At 34.7% G+C, this 14972-nt stretch carries 19 protein-coding genes; 8 read left to right on the top strand and 11 right to left on the bottom strand.

The window, feature by feature from the left end; all coding sequences use genetic code 11:
- The first annotated feature begins 59 nt into the window (after window positions 1-59).
- The 4 genes from ACI6PB_RS06210 to ACI6PB_RS06195 all read left to right on the top strand — a co-directional run bounded on the left by ACI6PB_RS06210 (window position 60) and on the right by ACI6PB_RS06195 (window position 4098).
- Window positions 60-1352 (top strand): N-acetylmuramoyl-L-alanine amidase, encoded by a 1293-nt coding sequence (locus ACI6PB_RS06210; RefSeq protein WP_404327942.1) that lies wholly within the window; start codon window positions 60-62, stop codon window positions 1350-1352.
- A gap of 86 nt (window positions 1353-1438) precedes the next feature.
- Window positions 1439-1957 (top strand): histidine phosphatase family protein, encoded by a 519-nt coding sequence (locus ACI6PB_RS06205; protein ID WP_025086121.1) that lies wholly within the window; start codon window positions 1439-1441, stop codon window positions 1955-1957.
- A gap of 64 nt (window positions 1958-2021) precedes the next feature.
- Window positions 2022-2324, top strand: a complete 303-nt coding sequence (locus tag ACI6PB_RS06200) for a hypothetical protein (protein ID WP_056955964.1) — start codon at window positions 2022-2024, stop codon at window positions 2322-2324.
- Between the two features lie 541 nt (window positions 2325-2865).
- Window positions 2866-4098 (top strand): ISL3 family transposase, encoded by a 1233-nt coding sequence (locus tag ACI6PB_RS06195; RefSeq protein ID WP_227005137.1) that lies wholly within the window; start codon window positions 2866-2868, stop codon window positions 4096-4098.
- A 154-nt stretch (window positions 4099-4252) separates the two neighbouring features.
- On the opposite strand, the gene ACI6PB_RS06190 is transcribed toward ACI6PB_RS06195, so the two are convergent.
- The 9 genes from ACI6PB_RS06190 to ACI6PB_RS06150 form a co-directional block, all read right to left on the bottom strand.
- Window positions 4253-4651, bottom strand: a complete 399-nt coding sequence (locus tag ACI6PB_RS06190; protein WP_025086100.1) for a hypothetical protein — start codon at window positions 4649-4651, stop codon at window positions 4253-4255.
- Between the two features lie 16 nt (window positions 4652-4667).
- Window positions 4668-5291 (bottom strand): HAD-IA family hydrolase, encoded by a 624-nt coding sequence (locus ACI6PB_RS06185; RefSeq protein WP_025086099.1) that lies wholly within the window; start codon window positions 5289-5291, stop codon window positions 4668-4670.
- A 2-nt stretch (window positions 5292-5293) separates the two neighbouring features.
- Entirely contained in the window at window positions 5294-5731 is a 438-nt protein-coding gene (gene dtd / locus ACI6PB_RS06180; protein ID WP_404280337.1) for a D-aminoacyl-tRNA deacylase, read from the bottom strand.
- Entirely contained in the window at window positions 5732-7963 is a 2232-nt protein-coding gene (locus ACI6PB_RS06175) for a bifunctional (p)ppGpp synthetase/guanosine-3',5'-bis(diphosphate) 3'-pyrophosphohydrolase (protein ID WP_056955935.1), read from the bottom strand.
- A gap of 183 nt (window positions 7964-8146) precedes the next feature.
- Complete coding sequence (locus ACI6PB_RS06170) at window positions 8147-8488, bottom strand: hypothetical protein (RefSeq protein ID WP_025086097.1); 342 nt, start codon at window positions 8486-8488, stop codon at window positions 8147-8149.
- 11 nt (window positions 8489-8499) lie between these two features.
- Window positions 8500-9249, bottom strand: coding sequence for a 16S rRNA (uracil(1498)-N(3))-methyltransferase (locus tag ACI6PB_RS06165; RefSeq protein ID WP_025086096.1), 750 nt, complete (start codon window positions 9247-9249; stop codon window positions 8500-8502).
- Window positions 9230-10147 carry a 50S ribosomal protein L11 methyltransferase gene (prmA, locus tag ACI6PB_RS06160; protein ID WP_025086095.1) on the bottom strand — a complete coding sequence of 306 codons (918 nt, stop codon included), beginning with the start codon at window positions 10145-10147 and terminating at the stop codon, window positions 9230-9232. The genes ACI6PB_RS06165 and prmA overlap by 20 nt, the downstream gene beginning before the upstream one ends.
- Before the next feature lie 63 nt (window positions 10148-10210).
- Window positions 10211-10612: a hypothetical protein gene (locus ACI6PB_RS06155; protein ID WP_025086094.1), complete on the bottom strand. Its 402-nt coding sequence runs from the start codon at window positions 10610-10612 to the stop codon at window positions 10211-10213.
- Window positions 10613-10710: 98 nt separating this feature from the next.
- Window positions 10711-10881 (bottom strand): hypothetical protein, encoded by a 171-nt coding sequence (locus ACI6PB_RS06150; protein WP_170206966.1) that lies wholly within the window; start codon window positions 10879-10881, stop codon window positions 10711-10713.
- Window positions 10882-11036: 155 nt separating this feature from the next.
- Between ACI6PB_RS06150 and ACI6PB_RS06145 the strand changes: the two genes are divergently transcribed.
- Complete coding sequence (locus ACI6PB_RS06145) at window positions 11037-11543, top strand: aminoacyl-tRNA deacylase (RefSeq protein WP_404327941.1); 507 nt, start codon at window positions 11037-11039, stop codon at window positions 11541-11543.
- 49 nt (window positions 11544-11592) lie between these two features.
- Here the strand turns inward: ACI6PB_RS06145 and ACI6PB_RS06140 are convergent, their stop codons facing one another.
- Window positions 11593-11724 (bottom strand): hypothetical protein, encoded by a 132-nt coding sequence (locus tag ACI6PB_RS06140; protein WP_264372395.1) that lies wholly within the window; start codon window positions 11722-11724, stop codon window positions 11593-11595.
- A 157-nt stretch (window positions 11725-11881) separates the two neighbouring features.
- On the opposite strand from ACI6PB_RS06140, the gene ACI6PB_RS06135 reads away from it, so the two are divergent.
- Both ACI6PB_RS06135 and ACI6PB_RS06130 read left to right on the top strand, forming a co-directional pair.
- Window positions 11882-12061 carry a hypothetical protein gene (locus tag ACI6PB_RS06135; protein WP_054642122.1) on the top strand — a complete coding sequence of 60 codons (180 nt, stop codon included), beginning with the start codon at window positions 11882-11884 and terminating at the stop codon, window positions 12059-12061.
- Between the two features lie 128 nt (window positions 12062-12189).
- Complete coding sequence (locus ACI6PB_RS06130; RefSeq protein WP_404327227.1) at window positions 12190-13122, top strand: IS30 family transposase; 933 nt, start codon at window positions 12190-12192, stop codon at window positions 13120-13122.
- A 75-nt stretch (window positions 13123-13197) separates the two neighbouring features.
- On the opposite strand, the gene ACI6PB_RS06125 is transcribed toward ACI6PB_RS06130, so the two are convergent.
- The gene (locus ACI6PB_RS06125; RefSeq protein WP_193322478.1) at window positions 13198-13359 is read right to left on the bottom strand and encodes a hypothetical protein; all 162 of its coding nucleotides are present in this window, start codon (window positions 13357-13359) and stop codon (window positions 13198-13200) included.
- A 111-nt stretch (window positions 13360-13470) separates the two neighbouring features.
- On the opposite strand from ACI6PB_RS06125, the gene ACI6PB_RS06120 reads away from it, so the two are divergent.
- Window positions 13471-14691 carry a M20/M25/M40 family metallo-hydrolase gene (locus ACI6PB_RS06120; RefSeq protein ID WP_404327939.1) on the top strand — a complete coding sequence of 407 codons (1221 nt, stop codon included), beginning with the start codon at window positions 13471-13473 and terminating at the stop codon, window positions 14689-14691.
- Window positions 14692-14972 lie beyond the last annotated feature (281 nt).

Genomic DNA, 14972 nt, shown 5'->3' with positions numbered 1-14972 from the left:
TTTCAGTAATATATACATATAGTAGTATCGGTAAATTAGACTACAAAGGAATCAGTTAAATGAAAAAAATAATTAAATTATTCATTAAAAACCGGATTCTTGTTGCTATTTTGTTATTACTTGCCTTATCGAGTTGGTCAACAGTTGCTCTAGCTAGTGCCAATTCGGTCGTGGTTCAGTCAGACTCAGTTAATGTCCGTGTTGGACCCGGACTCGCCTATGCTAATATGGGTCAAGTTAAAAAAGGTGACAAACTAGCTATTCTAGCTGAGAAAAACAAATGGTATCAAGTAAGATTATCCGGGGATAAAATCGGCTGGATTGCCAGCTGGCTAATTGATAATACCGAAGTAAGTTCAGCCACTAATAAAGTGGGCATTGTCAAAGTACCGAACACAACTGTTTTCAAAAATGCTGACGCTAATAGTGACGTTCTTGGAACGATTGAACAATCAGAGAAAGTTACTATCATGTATCAAGAACAAGATTGGACACAGATCTTGTATAACGGTACTGCCGGTTGGGTTAAATCTAACTTCATCCAGGGAACTCAAAAAACTTCTGGATCCTCAAATACTTCTGATAATGATATTAAGACAGTAACTGTCACACAACCTAATACTAAAGTTAGAATTGAGCCAAATCAAAACGGACGAGTTGTTAAATCCGTCAAAGTGGGTAAAAAATTTGATTACCTAAGTAAAGATGGTAAATGGTACAAAGTCCGTGATTCTGATGGTACTGTTGGTTATGTTGATAGTTGGGTCGTAACTATTTCGGGAACTAAGAGTGCTGTTAAGTCAGCCGCCACAAACATTTCTGAGGCTACAATCATCTTAGACCCTGGTCACGGTGGTAACGACTCCGGTGCTGAATCAAGGAAAGACACATTTGAAAAGAACTTTACTCTCAAATATGCCAAAGCCATCAAACAACAGCTTGAAAAGACTGGCGCTCGTGTTGTTATGACTCGTTCTGGTGATAGTAGTAAATCACTCGGGGAACGTGCTCGTCTCTCTAGCAAGATTCAAGCTGATGCCTTTATCAGTTTGCATTTTGATTCCAGTGCTGAAGCTAATTCTGGTTCTGGTGTCACAACTTATTACTATAATCGTAACAAAGATGGTAAATTAGCTGATGATATCAATAGTCAATTAAAGGGTCTATCTATCGGTAGCCGTGGTACTGCACAAAAGGACTTATATGTTTTACATTACAATAGTCAACCTTCAATTCTAATCGAATTAGGCTATATCAATTCAACCAGCGACTATAAGTACATCAATTCTGATAAATATCGTGAACAAGTGGCTCAAGATGTCACAAATGGTTTAAAAGAATATTTTAAATAATTAAAAAGAAAGCTCTTTCAATCTAATTACTGATTGAGAGAGTTTTTTTGGTATAGTAAAAGAAAACACTAAAGAAGATACTAAAAATGAAAATATATTTAATTCGTCATTCGGAACCAGATTTTTCTCAAGTTGATGCCGTAGGTTACACTGGATTAGCACGTGATTTAACCAGATTAACACCAAACGGTATCAAAATTGCTGACAAGGCCGCTCAAAATCCCGCTTTTAATGAAATACAAATGTTATTAATCTCCCCCTACACTCGCACAATGCAGACAGCACAGGAAATTTTAAAATATCATCAGATTCCCAATCAAGTTGAACTGTTGCTGCACGAATGGCGTCCTGACAAATCTGGTAAAATGGACGTTACCGAGGAGCAACTAGCTCTGGCCTATAAGGATTATTTGGATGGTACTCACAAATCAGATTTGGACTTTGAAACACGTGAAGAAGTTATGCAACGAGTCAACTCTGTTTTCGATTGCTATAAAGATAAGTATTCTTGCATCGGTTGTGTTACTCATGGTGGCGTGATGACTCAATATACAGGCGACCGCATGACTCCTTTCTGCGGAATTTACGAAATAAATTACAAGTAATTTATTTAATATAATATTAATTTTGTTATAATACCTTTAATGAATTACTGAGGGGATCTTTTATATGCGTAATTTTAAAAATTTATTAACCAAAAAAACTATTGCTGAACTATACGACCAAGATGGCAAGTTGCCTAAACTATTTAGAACCTACAACAAGCGACAATATATTGAACTATTTATTGGTTTGGCTACATTGATGATTCGAGGAGTTGGTATTTTATTCTTAATTGCTTCCCTACTGGATCTTTATGCTTTCTCTTATGTACTCAATGTTCGAAATCTAGATACTGGTAAAACTTTTCTCATGGATAAACCCGAATGGAAAAAATATCGTCAACAGTATAAAAAATTAGCTGAAGAGTAAGGAGTAATTTTTATGAAAGTTTATTTGATTCGTCATTCATAAACAGACTTCTCCCTATACTCGAACGATGGAAACGGCCTTGGAAATAGTTAAACAACATCCCACCATTCCTACACATGTAGAACTATTACTTTCACTTGTCTGATTTTGACTATGAAACTGGATCAGAGATAATTGATTGTGTCAGTTTCGTACTTGATAAATATAAAGATAAATATGATTGTATTGGCTGCGTTACTCACGGCCAAGTTATCCGTTGGATGACAGGTATGGATATGAGTTCCAGCATGCCTTATTGTGGTATTTATCAAATAAAGTACTAATAATACAAAACAGCACCTATTTAGGGCTGTACGATAAATAGAGTTGATAGGCATTTTGCCATCAACTCTATTTTTGTATACCATTTATTAATAAAACTATTTTAGAACATCAAAAAGACACCATCCATACCTTTAGATGTTCTACCCTCTACAGCTTCACAATGAAAGGAATTTGAATGATGTCCCTAAGTAATAAGTCTATACGAAACGCTCTTGAAATGAAAGATGAGAATATTATCTTTACTGAAGACTCAAAATTTATGTTAGTTAATGGCATCAAGTCCTTAGTCTATTTTGCAATGCTAACTAAACAGATTGACCGTTGTCTTAACTGTGGCCTTGCAGGCCACTTAGTTAAGAATGGATTTAATAAAAATATGATAGTCGCTCCATCATTATCATTACGTCCAACGTATATAAGTCTGAAACGTCAAAAGTATAAATGTAAATCTTGTAACTCTATCTTTGTAGCCAAAACTAGTTATGTTTGGGAATATTGTCAAATCGCACAACCTGTTAGACAAATGATCTTATCAGAAACTGCTTTTAATACATCATTGAAGGATATCGGCAGACGTTTTAACGTCTCCGATAAGACCGTTCAACGTATCATCGATGAAGAAGCCAAGATGCACAAGAAATCACTTCCTGAACATCTTCCTAAGCACTTGGCATTTGATGAATTTATGTCTACTGACAAGATGAGCTTTATTTGGTTAGATAGCGATAATCATCGTACGGGTGATATCTTGCCCAGAAGAACTTCATATCAAATCAGTAAATACTTCAGTCGATTTCCTTTGAAAGTCAGAAGACAGGTAAAAACTATTTCTTTGGATTTAAATGCCGGATACATTAATTTAGTACCAAAGTTGTTTCCAAAGGCCAAAGTCGTTGTTGATAGATTTCATATCGTTCAGATGATGAATCGTTCTCTCAATTCAACTAGAATACAGGTAATGAAACGAATGCCTAAAAGAAGTAAAGAATACTTGTTCATGAAGAGAGATTGGAAAAAATTCTTGGAATCATTCGATTCCATCGAAAAGATAAACCCTAAGTATCAGTACAGTGTTGGTTATTATGAAACGGATCTAAATTTAATCACAAAGTGTTTAGATTTGGACGAAGGTTTCGCCAAGTCCTACGAAGTATATCAAGATATTTTAAAGGCTATTAGAACAGGCGATACTGATACAATGAATCAGATACTACTCAATTATCATCCACTCAATACCGCTATGGATCAAACAATGACATCATTAAGAAAATATCGTAAACAAGTATTAAATGCACTGAAGCTTAAATATTCCAACGGATTTTTAGAGGGAATCATTGGAAGAATAAAAAAGATAAAAAGTAGTGCCTATGGATATCGTAGTTGGAACAACTTTACTGAACGTATAAATATTCAAATGTTTTGGCTTCGAGCAAGCTCATCAGCCAAATAAAAAAACAGCTAGACCATTTATGGTCTAACTGTTAACTTGAACCGCCATCAACTTGATTTGACGAACAGCCCTATTTAGGAAGTATCGCACAAAACTTAATAACCATGTGCATACTTCCTAAATAGGTGCTGTATTTTGGTTTCAAAAGAACCATTTATTCATTTGTACTAGTATGAATACAACTGCTCAATACTAATCTAATTTCCTCTAAATCATCCTTCTTCAATTGATCAGCTTCTTTAATCTTTTTCATTAATTCCAACAATTGATTTCTTTCCGATTCATTGTCTAAATCTAATTCATGTCCATTTTGACGCAAGAAGAAATCCAAAGCCACTAAAGCTGTCTGTTGATTGTATTTTTCAAAAATATCATCACAAATCATTGTGCAAATTAAATGCGTTGCATAGAGTTCCAAATCCTTAAACTGATTCAAAAATTCCAGGTTACTCTTTAATCTTTTTTCGCTAAAAACAATCTCATCGCCAGATTCGATTTGTAAATGCAATGCCACAATTTGATCATACGTTAATTTTACTAATTCAGTATCCAAAAATATATCCTCATGTTTAAATAATTTTTTCAATCTCTAATAAATCACTAACTCGATTCTCATAATCAAAATCAACTTCTTGATCATTGAGCAAAATGGTATGGGCACCAACGCCTTTACCAAATTTAACATCTATCTCACGATCACCAACTACCCAAAGATCATCTTTAGACAGGCCATATTTTTCAATTAGATATTCTAGCATCTCTGGATTAGGCTTACGTTTATAGCCATTTTCAACACTAATAATTTCTTTAAAATAGTGCTCAATTCCCAATGACTTTGCTAAATCATAAATAGATTGATCACGATGTGTCACGATAAACTGCATATAATGTTTTTCATCACAATATTCTAAGACATTTTTGATATGAGGAATTAACGTAATCTTATCATGATATTCCTTTTCATATCTATGATAGACACTATAGAACAAATCGACGGCCTGTTTAGGATCTTCTTGATCCTTTAACAATTCAGCTACAAATTGACGAACTGAAGTCTTCTTTGATTCCTTAAAGATAGTATCTTTTGACAAACTAATATCGAAATTTTCTCGTAGTGATCTCTGTGTCGCAGATACAATTCCTGGATAACTATTAGCAATCGTGTCATCAAAATCCCAAACAATACTTTTCATCTTTATCGCTCCATTAAAATAGTTACTGGTCCATCATTTGTGAGTGATACTTGCATATCAGCCCCGAACTCACCAGTTTCAACTTTTAGATCATAGTCTCTTAATGCTTGATTGAACTGATCATATTTTTTACTAGATGTTTCAAAATTACCGGCTCCCGTAAAACTTGGTCGATTACCATGCTTGGTATCAGCGTACAAAGTAAATTGTGAAATCGATAAGATTGACCCTTGAACATCCTTTATTGACAAATTCATTTTATCATCTGTATCCGAAAAAATCCTCATATTGGCAATCTTACGCGCCATATACTTGATTGTTTCATCGTTATCTTCATCTGCAAAAGCCACCAACAAACAAAATCCCTGATCAATTTGACCAAGGATTTTTTGATCTACAGTAACTTTAGCTTCAGAAACACGTTGTATTACAACTTTCATCTAAGCTACCGTCCTCTTTATCTCATAAACATTTTGAATATTCTTCAATTTAGAAATAATATTATCCAAATGTTCTTTGTTATTAACACCGATACTGACATGAACAATTGCCATCTTCTCTTTATCTAGACGACCGATAACATTATTTAAAGTATTCGTATTTGAATTGATAACTTGCAAAACTTCATTGATCAATCCATTGCGATTAAAGGCATAAATATCCAATTCAGCCGTATAACGTTTTTCTTTCGTGACATTATCCCAACTAACATCAATAAAACGACTCTTAGCCTCTTCACTCTGAACATTTGGACAATCAGCACGATGAATCGTTAAACCACGTCCCTTAGTGATGTAGCCGACAATATCGTCTCCAGGAATAGGACTGCAACATTTTGCCAAACGAATTAGTAAATTATCAATTCCTTGAACTGAAATACTGTTGTTGGCATTATTACGTTCCTTTTGAAGCTTAGGACTCTCAGTTTGTGGTTGTTTAGGCTTTTCATCAGTTTCAGTAATAACTTGATCTTCAAGTTCCTTCTTTTCAGCTTCACGTTTCTTCTCAGGATCTTCACTCAAAAGTTTGTGAACCACGTTAATTGGTGATAGTTCACCATAACCAACTGCATTGAACAACTCGTCAGGTTCAGTATAGTTGAAAATTTTCATAGCGATTTCTAGATGCTTCTTATCAAGATACTTTTTACCAGATAAGGAACGATTCTTTAATTCTTCTTCAATTTGTTCGCGACCTAGGACAATATTTTCTTCACGATCCTTTGTTCTAAAGTAACGTTTGATCTTATTTCTAGCACGAGAAGTGAAGACAACATTAACCCAATCACGACTTGGAGAAGAACTTGAGTTAGTAAGCATTTCAACTATATCGCCATTCTTCAATTGATAATTTAAAGGTACCATTCTGCCATTGATTTTAGCACCAATTGAGTGATTCCCAACCTCAGTGTGAACTTGATAAGCAAAATCTAAAGTAACTGCACCCTTTGGTAATTCAATAACCTCACCTTCCGGTGTGAACACATAAACGCGATCATTGAAAATTTCACCTTTAACCGACTTCATAAAGTCAGAAGCATTGTCTGAATTCTCCTGTAATTCAAGAATTTCACGGAAGACATCGATTTTTTGTTCATCGTCATCCAAATGAACTCCTTCAAAATTACCTTCCTTATAAGCCCAGTGGGCAGCAACACCATATTCTGCAACTTGATGCATAGCAAAGGTTCTAATCTGAACTTCTAGAGGTTGACCACCAGGTCCGATAATCGTCGTGTGCAATGATTGATAACCATTAGCCTTAGGTACGGCAATATAATCTTTGAAACGACCAGGAATTGGTTTCCATTTAGAGTGAATTGAACCTAAAACAGCATAACAATCCTTTACCGATTCAACTACGATTCGAATAGCTAACAAATCATACAATTCAGAAAATTGCTTATGCTTGTCACGCATCTTCTTATAAATAGAATAAATATGCTTGGGACGACCGTAAATATCATATTTAATATTTAAAGCATCAACATTTTTCTTAATATAGTCAATAGCTTCAGCGATGTAAGCTTCACGTTGATCACGTTTACTATTCATCAAATGAACAATACGGTAATATTGTTGTGGATTAATGTAATGAAGTGAAAGGTCTTCTAGTTCCCATTTGATCTTACTAATACCTAAACGATCAGCCAACGGAGCATAGATTTCCAAAGTTTCATTAGCAATACGACGTTGCTTGTCAGGACGTAAAGCTTTAAGAGTTCTCATATTATGCAAACGATCAGCTAACTTAACCATAATGACACGTAGATCTTTGGCCGTTGCCAATAACATTTTACGGTGATTCTCAGCTAAAAGTTCCTGATGTGAATGATACTTATATTTACTAATCTTAGTTACGCCATCAACAATAGTAGCTACTTGATCTCCAAATAATTCACGAACATCCCCTAAAGTGATATTCGTATCTTCAACAACATCATGCAGATATCCCGCAGCAACCGTATAAGGGTCCATTTTTAAAGAAGCCAAGATTTGAGCGACTTGTGTTGGGTGAATAATATATGGCTCACCAGTGGCACGTTTTTGTTCCTTATGAACGTAGGCCGCAAAATTATAAGCTTTGTTAACAAACTCAACATGGTCTTCATTCATATAACCACGACAAATATCTAAAACTTCTTCTGGCGTATAATCCTTATTTTTTTTCATTAAATTCACCCCGCTACAATAAAAAGCACTCAACGAGTGCTTTTCTAATTTATATATTATTATGAGTATTTTATAGTCAAATTACAAATCGTTTTACCAAAATATTGAAAATTACTATAAGTCCATTATATAACAATAGTCCACAATCATAAATTGTATGACCGTGGACTATTTAACTTGGAACTATTTTCGTTCATCTTCGAATAAGAAATATATCAAAATACTTAATACTAAATATATTCCAGCTAAGAAATAGCCATATCTTCCATATTTCACAAAAACGCTGATAACAAAAATCACTGGAAAGATGACTAAATTATAGAAAGATAATCCATATTTTCTTGAGAACCAACCAATAAAGCCAGCAAACAAAATATTAATGATAAAGAATAGCCAAATAATACGATTTGTTCTGCCTAAATGAAATAGTTTAAACAAAATTGGCATAATAAAAACTAAAACAATAGAGATTAAAGTGATATAAGTCGTTTTCGACTTTTCAATCGTTTTCCAAATATTTTTCACGTTCTATTTCCTCATTTTACTGTTAGTTCATATTTATATGATAGCACTGATAGAAAGTACATGGGTGCTGTTTCTGCTCGCATAATCCTTGGTCCTAATCCTACTGACAAGAATCCTTGTTGATTCAAGAAGTCTACTTCATCAGGGGCAAAACCACCTTCAGGGCCAAAAGTACACATAATTGATCTGGGTTCTTTCTGTAATGTTTGAGCTAAAAGACTTATTTCCCCTTGCTTAGCAGATTCTTCATAAGCAATTAAGTTAGTCTCTTCCTTCATATCAACCAATTCGGTTAATTTATCAAGATAAACTACTTCTGGAATAATTCTTCTCTTAGACTGTTGAGCAGCATTTTTAGCAATTTCTTGCAGACGAATTAACTTCTTCTCAACGACATTGTGCTTCCAATGCATAATCGAATATTTTGAATTGAAAAAAATAATTTTCTTAGCACCTAATTCAGTTGCTTTCTGAGTGATCCATTCGACTTTATCCTTTTTTGATAATGAACAGGCGATCGTCACTCCAATCGGTAACTCGGTAGTAGCACGATTATCTTTTTTAACTGTTACCGTCAAATTAGAATTGTCATTATCAATCTCTTCAATAGTCGCTACAAAGAGACTTTCAGTATCATCTACTAAGTAGACTACATCGCCAACTTTATGACGCAAAACTTTTACAATATGCTTATAGCTTTCTATATCATCAATGACAAATTTGTTTTGTCCAATTGTTTCTTTAACGAAGTATTGCTCCATCTTCTGCCTCGAATTCCTCTTTTCTTCTACAAATTAGAGTTGACCAACCTTTGAGGTGGAAAACTTCTAATACGACAAATCCACGTTCTTCCATCTTTTCAGTAATTAACGCTTCTTTTTCATTAATAATACCAGATAAAACGACAAATCCGTTATCATTTAAATGCGAATCAATTTGAGGAACAAATTGTAAGATGACATCAGCCAACATATTAGCAACAATCACATCAACTTTTCCATCAATACCATCTAGCAATGAATTCTCAAAGACTTCAATATCTTCACATCCAGGATTCAATTTAATGTTTTCCTTAGCTGCTTTGACGGCGACTGGATCAAGGTCAAATGCTTGGATATCTTTTACACCCAATTGACGAGCTTGAATTGATAAAATACCTGAACCAGTTCCGACATCATAAAGTGACTGGGCATCACCTAGAATCAATTCCAGAGCTTGCATACAAGAATACGTAGTCGGATGAGTTCCAGTTCCGAAGGATTTACCTGGATCCATAACGATTATATGTTCATCCGAATTCTTTGGCTGGTAATCAACCCAATTAGGAACAACCGTCAAATAACGACTGATCTTAACTGGATGATAATACTTTTCCCATTCATTTTGCCAACTACTGTCATCTAGTTCACTAACGGAGACTTCAACTCCATTGATATTAAAACCAAATTGCGTCAATTTATTAATTTGTTGTTGTAATTCATTAACGATCTTTTCATCATAAGTATCTTCGTCAAAATAAGAATTGATCTTTGTCTTTATATCTTTATTTTCATCATCAACCATTTCTGTCCCATTAGCACCAACACGCATGAAAATTTCAGAAACAATTTCAGGGTCGAAATCATTTGGTATTGCAATTGTTACTTTTTTCCAAATCATAATCTTCCTCCATTAGTAATAAGATTACTAAAATTTGGCCATAAAAAAAAGACGTTTAGCAGCTTAATTTGCTAAAAGTCCAATTGCGTTCATAAATTCTATTTCTTTCTGATGAATTCTTTGTTTAGCCTGCTCTAATTTGGCATGATTGATCAGATTGTGTTCTGTATCCAAACAACTTATAGCATCAATCACCTCTACCAAATAATCATTAAGCTTCTCAGTTAATTGACTATTTTCCAAGTTATATTTCGTAATATAGTCCTCACATAACTTAACAAAGCGATGGACATTTGAAATATAATTATCGGCCAAGCGAGAATACGTTTCATAACGCAAAGCTTCCCCTCTCTCAATCACTTTCATTGTTTTGAAATGTTCTGTAAAAACTTCACGATACGTCAGAAAACGATCCAACAAAACATTTGTTTCTAATAAACGATTATTATTATTGATTACTCCCATAATTACACCTCACTTCGTTTTCAATATAATATCATATGTTTTTATTTATGAAAAGTATTAATTTTAATTAATAAAGAGATTTATAAAAAAGAACAATCCTATTTCTGGGATTGTTCCTTTTTGTCAACGACCTTCTTACGTAAGGATTCATTGTTTTTAAATAATTTTTGAGCCTCAGATAATTTTTTAGGACTATTCTTAATTTCTTGTGAAATTTTACTAAAATCATTTTCGGCAGGATCTTCTTGATGTTTTTTAAACAAACTCATACTAATCGCTCCTTATCCTGTTGCTTAATTATATAACAATAGCTTTAAAATAAGACAATATTTTTATGCCAACCATTCTTGATTACTTTCAAAAATTGATAGCTTTGTTATTATATACTAAGTAAGAGTTAAGTTTTAGGGATTGGTGACGAAAAATGAGTAAAAAGAAAAAAATACAAAAGACATTAGTAGAAAAGATTTTAGACAAGAAAAAAGTTGATTATGAACCCATGACTTTTGAAACTGAACCTGACGGCGACACTCAAGAGTTAGTTACTGATAAAAGCAGCCGTGACGGCTATAAAATTTACAAAACTCTTGTTTTAACAGGTAATAAGACAGGTCCATTAGTTGGTATGTTGCCATTGGATAAACATTTAAGTTACAAAAAATTAGCTAAAATTTCTGGCAACAAAAAGGTCGGTATGGTTCCTCTTAAAGACTTGATTAAAACCAGTGGTTTTGAACATGGTGCTAACAGTCCTGTCGGCATCCGCTCACTCCATAATTATCCTATCTACTTTTCCAAAGAGGCTGATGAAGCTGAGAAAATCATTGTTTCTGCTGGAAAAGTTGGTCAATCTTTACTAGTTGAACCCCATGACTTGGCTAAAGCCGTTGACGCCGAATTTGGTGATTTTGCAGTTGATAATCCAGAGTAACAAAAAAGCCGAGATGAATATCATCCCGACTAGATAATTTATAAAATTATTATGCAGCTTTTTGTTTTAAATTAGCAATTGCACTTTGAATGGTTGTACCGTTGCCATAGCGATTACTATCATTAACATCAACTGCTGTGAATAATTGATCGTTTAGATCTAATAGAATTCTGTATTTCATAATTATTCACGCCTCCTTTATGTTCCGTGTTTCTTATAGAGGGTAGCGACTGTAGGTTATATTACAGGCTAGAGAACTTAAAGTCAACCAAAGTGTCTCACTTGACTTTAAATCAATTATGAATAAGAATTATCTTACAATAAAAAAGGAGAATTCAATGAACAATATTTGGAAGTATGTTTTAGGTTTCTTTATAGCCTTGCTACTATTTTCGTTTTTCATTCATATAATTTTGCCATTAGTCGTTATCTTGGCTATTGTTGGTGGAATTTATTATCTATACAAGAAACACCAAAGGGATAAATATACCCCCGAGGGACGTAAAAAAGTTAACTAAAAATAATTCTTGGTAGATTGTAAGATTAAATAGAATTCTACCCAGACGAAAAATTTGGATAGAAAAAGGGCAATGGACCCGGTATTGTTTTAAGTGACAAAACTATAAACAATAGGAGTCCATTACCCATGAGTCACATTTTAACATTATCGGATAGAACTGTCATCCAAACGCTGCTTAAGGTTGGTTACTCACAAAAACAAATTGCTGAAGAAGTTGGTGTAGTTCCTTCAACCATCAACTATGAACTAAAGCGCTGTCCTAAGGGATACTATGACGCTGATCAAGCTCAGGAAGACTGCGAAAAGAAGCTAACTCACCGGGGGCGGAAAACTCTTCTAACAGAGAATTTAAGAGAATTCGTCCGTGGGATCATTCTCGAACAGCGGTGGAGTTTTGAAGTCATCGCGCATATTCTCCAAATGCCATTCAAAACCCTCTATAACTGGCTGGACAAGGGCTGGTTGGACATCAAACGCGAGGTCCTTCCAGACCACGGTGTGCGGTACCGAAAGAGCCACGACGGTCGTGGTCAGTACACACGTGGGGCGAAGTTTATCAACCAACGCCCGGACGAGGCTAACCTGCGTCAAGAGATTGGTCATTTTGAAGTCGATACCATCCTATCAGGAAAAACCAGGGGCGAGGTCCTAGCTACCTTTACTGATCGTAAGTCCCGACTAATGATTATTCGTCGTTTACCGGGACGTGATAGTAAAGCTATGACTAAGGCAATCCTAGAGCTTAACGAGGAGTTGCGCGGCTTGATCAAGTCAATCACCAGTGATCACGGTAAGGAATTCGCAGGCTTCAATTTCCTTGAAGCCTGCGGAATTGCCCATTATTTTGCCCACCCGTATGCGCCACATGAACGCGGAACCAACGAACGGTTGAACCGCGAGATTCGGCTACACATTCCAAAGAACCAGCCCATTGAGAGCGTTACGGACGAAGAGCTGACTATGATCTCAAAGTACTTAAACTGGCGTCCCCGGAAATGTTTAGGGTGGAAAACGCCACTCCAAGTCTTCTTTGGTGACTTGTCCGAAAAATTCGATTAATTGTTGCAATCTACCTCTTAAAAACAAATAAATCCCACTGAAGTAGCAATACAAAGCTACCACAGTGGGATCTTTTTATTTCTGTACTTTATCGACATCAGACGTAGCCGCAATCAAAAGTAATACTGCCCCTGCTACTGCTGCTGAAATCAAATTAGAATTGCTAAACCATTTAAAGATAAAACCCAATACTGCGATGACTAATAGCAAAATTCCCAACCAAAGGTCTAATTTCATTAATAATTTCATTTAATACATCCCTTTTATTATTATTTTCAAATAAAGAATACTAAAATAGTAAGTGAAACATTTATTAAGAACATTATACATTATCTTGGAGGATTAAAAATGGACAAAGCACAAAGACTCAGTGTTCTAGATGACTTAATCAAACTAGAGACAGTCAATGATCGTGAAGAAATCGTCGCTAACTATCTCAAAGATTTATTTGAAAAACATGGTATCAACGTTGAATTAAATAAATACGCCGATAATCGTTATAATCTAATTGCAACCATCAAAAATAATGATGGCCCTATCCTTGGCTTTACTGGTCATGAAGATGTCGTCGCAACAGTTGATGATAGTAAATGGAATTATGGACCATTCAATCCTAAACATATTGATGGTAAAATTTTTGGTCGTGGTTCCTCTGATATGAAGAGTGGTTTAGCTGGTCTTGCCATTGCTTTGATCGAACTAAACGATGATCCTAATTTTAACGGAAATATCAAGTTCATTGCAACCGTTGGTGAAGAAGTTGGGGAAATCGGTTCTGAAAAACTCGCTAAAGAAGGTTATGCTGATGATTTAAGTGCCCTTGTCGTTGGTGAACCAAGTAATTCTTCCTCTCGTCTTGTTATGGAACAATTGATCGACAACGGATTAGTTGAAACTAATGGTGCCAAACCTGAAACTAGAATTGCAGCTTTTTGTGCTCATAAAGGATCAGTTACATATAAAGTTGTTTCACATGGTAAAGCTGCTCACAGTTCAATGCCTGAAGTGGGAATCAATGCCTTAGATAATTTAATTGCCTACTATAATAAACAAGCTGAATACTTCAATAATTTAGTAGTTACTGAAGATGACGTGCTTGGCACAACTAAACCATCAGTGACTGTCATGAATGCCGGTAAACAAGAAAACACTATTCCTGACTATGCAGAAATGACTGTTAAGATCAGAACTATTCCTGAATACGGTAATGACAAGATCATTGCTGAATTAAAAGATATGATCGATAAAATGAACCAAGAAAATCCACGTATGAACCTCGAATTCCAATTGAAGATCAGTAATTGGCCTGTTAAGACTGATATCAATTCTGATTTCATTCAATTAGTGCGTGATAGCTATAAAGATGTGCTCGGTGTCAACATTTTGACTGTGGGTGCACCTGGTGGTACTGATGCTTCTAAGTTTGTTCAAGCTAATCACGATTTAGATGTCGTCGTTGCTGGTCCTGGTAATGAAAGTGCCCATCAGATCAATGAATTTGTCTTTGAAGACGACTATTTGCAATATATTGATATCTACAAGACTCTTGCTAAAAAGTATTTTGCTTAATCCATTTAAAATGTACTTTATATTACAAAAAACTACTAACCTATAAATTTTTGAGGGTTAGTAGTTTTTTTACCTAAATAGGATACTTTTTCATGACAGTCCTTAGTTATGATTTTCATGTTTTATTTTAATATCGAAAAGCAATAACTTATATTTTGTAAATTCTGAAGTATTCATATTTTTTCCTGCCTAATTCCTTTATTTGACTTGGTTGTTAGGTCCCATGTTATTTTATTTTTGGCAGATTGTAAAATTTAAGTTGAACATTTAAGTGGACAGAA

Origin of the sequence: Companilactobacillus paralimentarius, assembly GCF_963227125.1 — a bacterium.
Taxonomy (GTDB): Bacteria; Bacillota; Bacilli; order Lactobacillales; family Lactobacillaceae; genus Companilactobacillus; species Companilactobacillus paralimentarius.
The sequence above is the reverse complement of the archived record's forward strand: the minus strand, read 5'-3'. Positions and strand labels throughout refer to the sequence as shown.

Excerpts from the sequence above, each read along its gene's own strand:
- prmA (WP_025086095.1), bottom strand. The coding sequence starts at position 10,147 with ATGATTTGGAAAAAAGTAACAATTGCAATACCAAATGATTTCGACCCT.
- ACI6PB_RS06125 (WP_193322478.1), bottom strand. The coding sequence starts at position 13,359 with ATGAAATTAGACCTTTGGTTGGGAATTTTGCTATTAGTCATCGCAGTA.
- ACI6PB_RS06150 (WP_170206966.1), bottom strand. The coding sequence starts at position 10,881 with ATGAGTTTGTTTAAAAAACATCAAGAAGATCCTGCCGAAAATGATTTT.
- ACI6PB_RS06155 (WP_025086094.1), bottom strand. The coding sequence starts at position 10,612 with ATGGGAGTAATCAATAATAATAATCGTTTATTAGAAACAAATGTTTTG.
- ACI6PB_RS06205 (WP_025086121.1), top strand. The coding sequence starts at position 1,439 with ATGAAAATATATTTAATTCGTCATTCGGAACCAGATTTTTCTCAAGTT.
- ACI6PB_RS06165 (WP_025086096.1), bottom strand. The coding sequence starts at position 9,249 with ATGGAGCAATACTTCGTTAAAGAAACAATTGGACAAAACAAATTTGTC.
- dtd (WP_404280337.1), bottom strand. The coding sequence starts at position 5,731 with ATGAAAGTTGTAATACAACGTGTTTCTGAAGCTAAAGTTACTGTAGAT.
- ACI6PB_RS06140 (WP_264372395.1), bottom strand. The coding sequence starts at position 11,724 with ATGAAATACAGAATTCTATTAGATCTAAACGATCAATTATTCACAGCA.
- ACI6PB_RS06145 (WP_404327941.1), top strand. The coding sequence starts at position 11,037 with ATGAGTAAAAAGAAAAAAATACAAAAGACATTAGTAGAAAAGATTTTA.
- ACI6PB_RS06195 (WP_227005137.1), top strand. The coding sequence starts at position 2,866 with ATGAAAGATGAGAATATTATCTTTACTGAAGACTCAAAATTTATGTTA.
- ACI6PB_RS06210 (WP_404327942.1), top strand. The coding sequence starts at position 60 with ATGAAAAAAATAATTAAATTATTCATTAAAAACCGGATTCTTGTTGCT.
- ACI6PB_RS06175 (WP_056955935.1), bottom strand. The coding sequence starts at position 7,963 with ATGAAAAAAAATAAGGATTATACGCCAGAAGAAGTTTTAGATATTTGT.
- ACI6PB_RS06130 (WP_404327227.1), top strand. The coding sequence starts at position 12,190 with ATGAGTCACATTTTAACATTATCGGATAGAACTGTCATCCAAACGCTG.
- ACI6PB_RS06200 (WP_056955964.1), top strand. The coding sequence starts at position 2,022 with ATGCGTAATTTTAAAAATTTATTAACCAAAAAAACTATTGCTGAACTA.
- ACI6PB_RS06185 (WP_025086099.1), bottom strand. The coding sequence starts at position 5,291 with ATGAAAAGTATTGTTTGGGATTTTGATGACACGATTGCTAATAGTTAT.
- ACI6PB_RS06135 (WP_054642122.1), top strand. The coding sequence starts at position 11,882 with ATGAACAATATTTGGAAGTATGTTTTAGGTTTCTTTATAGCCTTGCTA.
- ACI6PB_RS06120 (WP_404327939.1), top strand. The coding sequence starts at position 13,471 with ATGGACAAAGCACAAAGACTCAGTGTTCTAGATGACTTAATCAAACTA.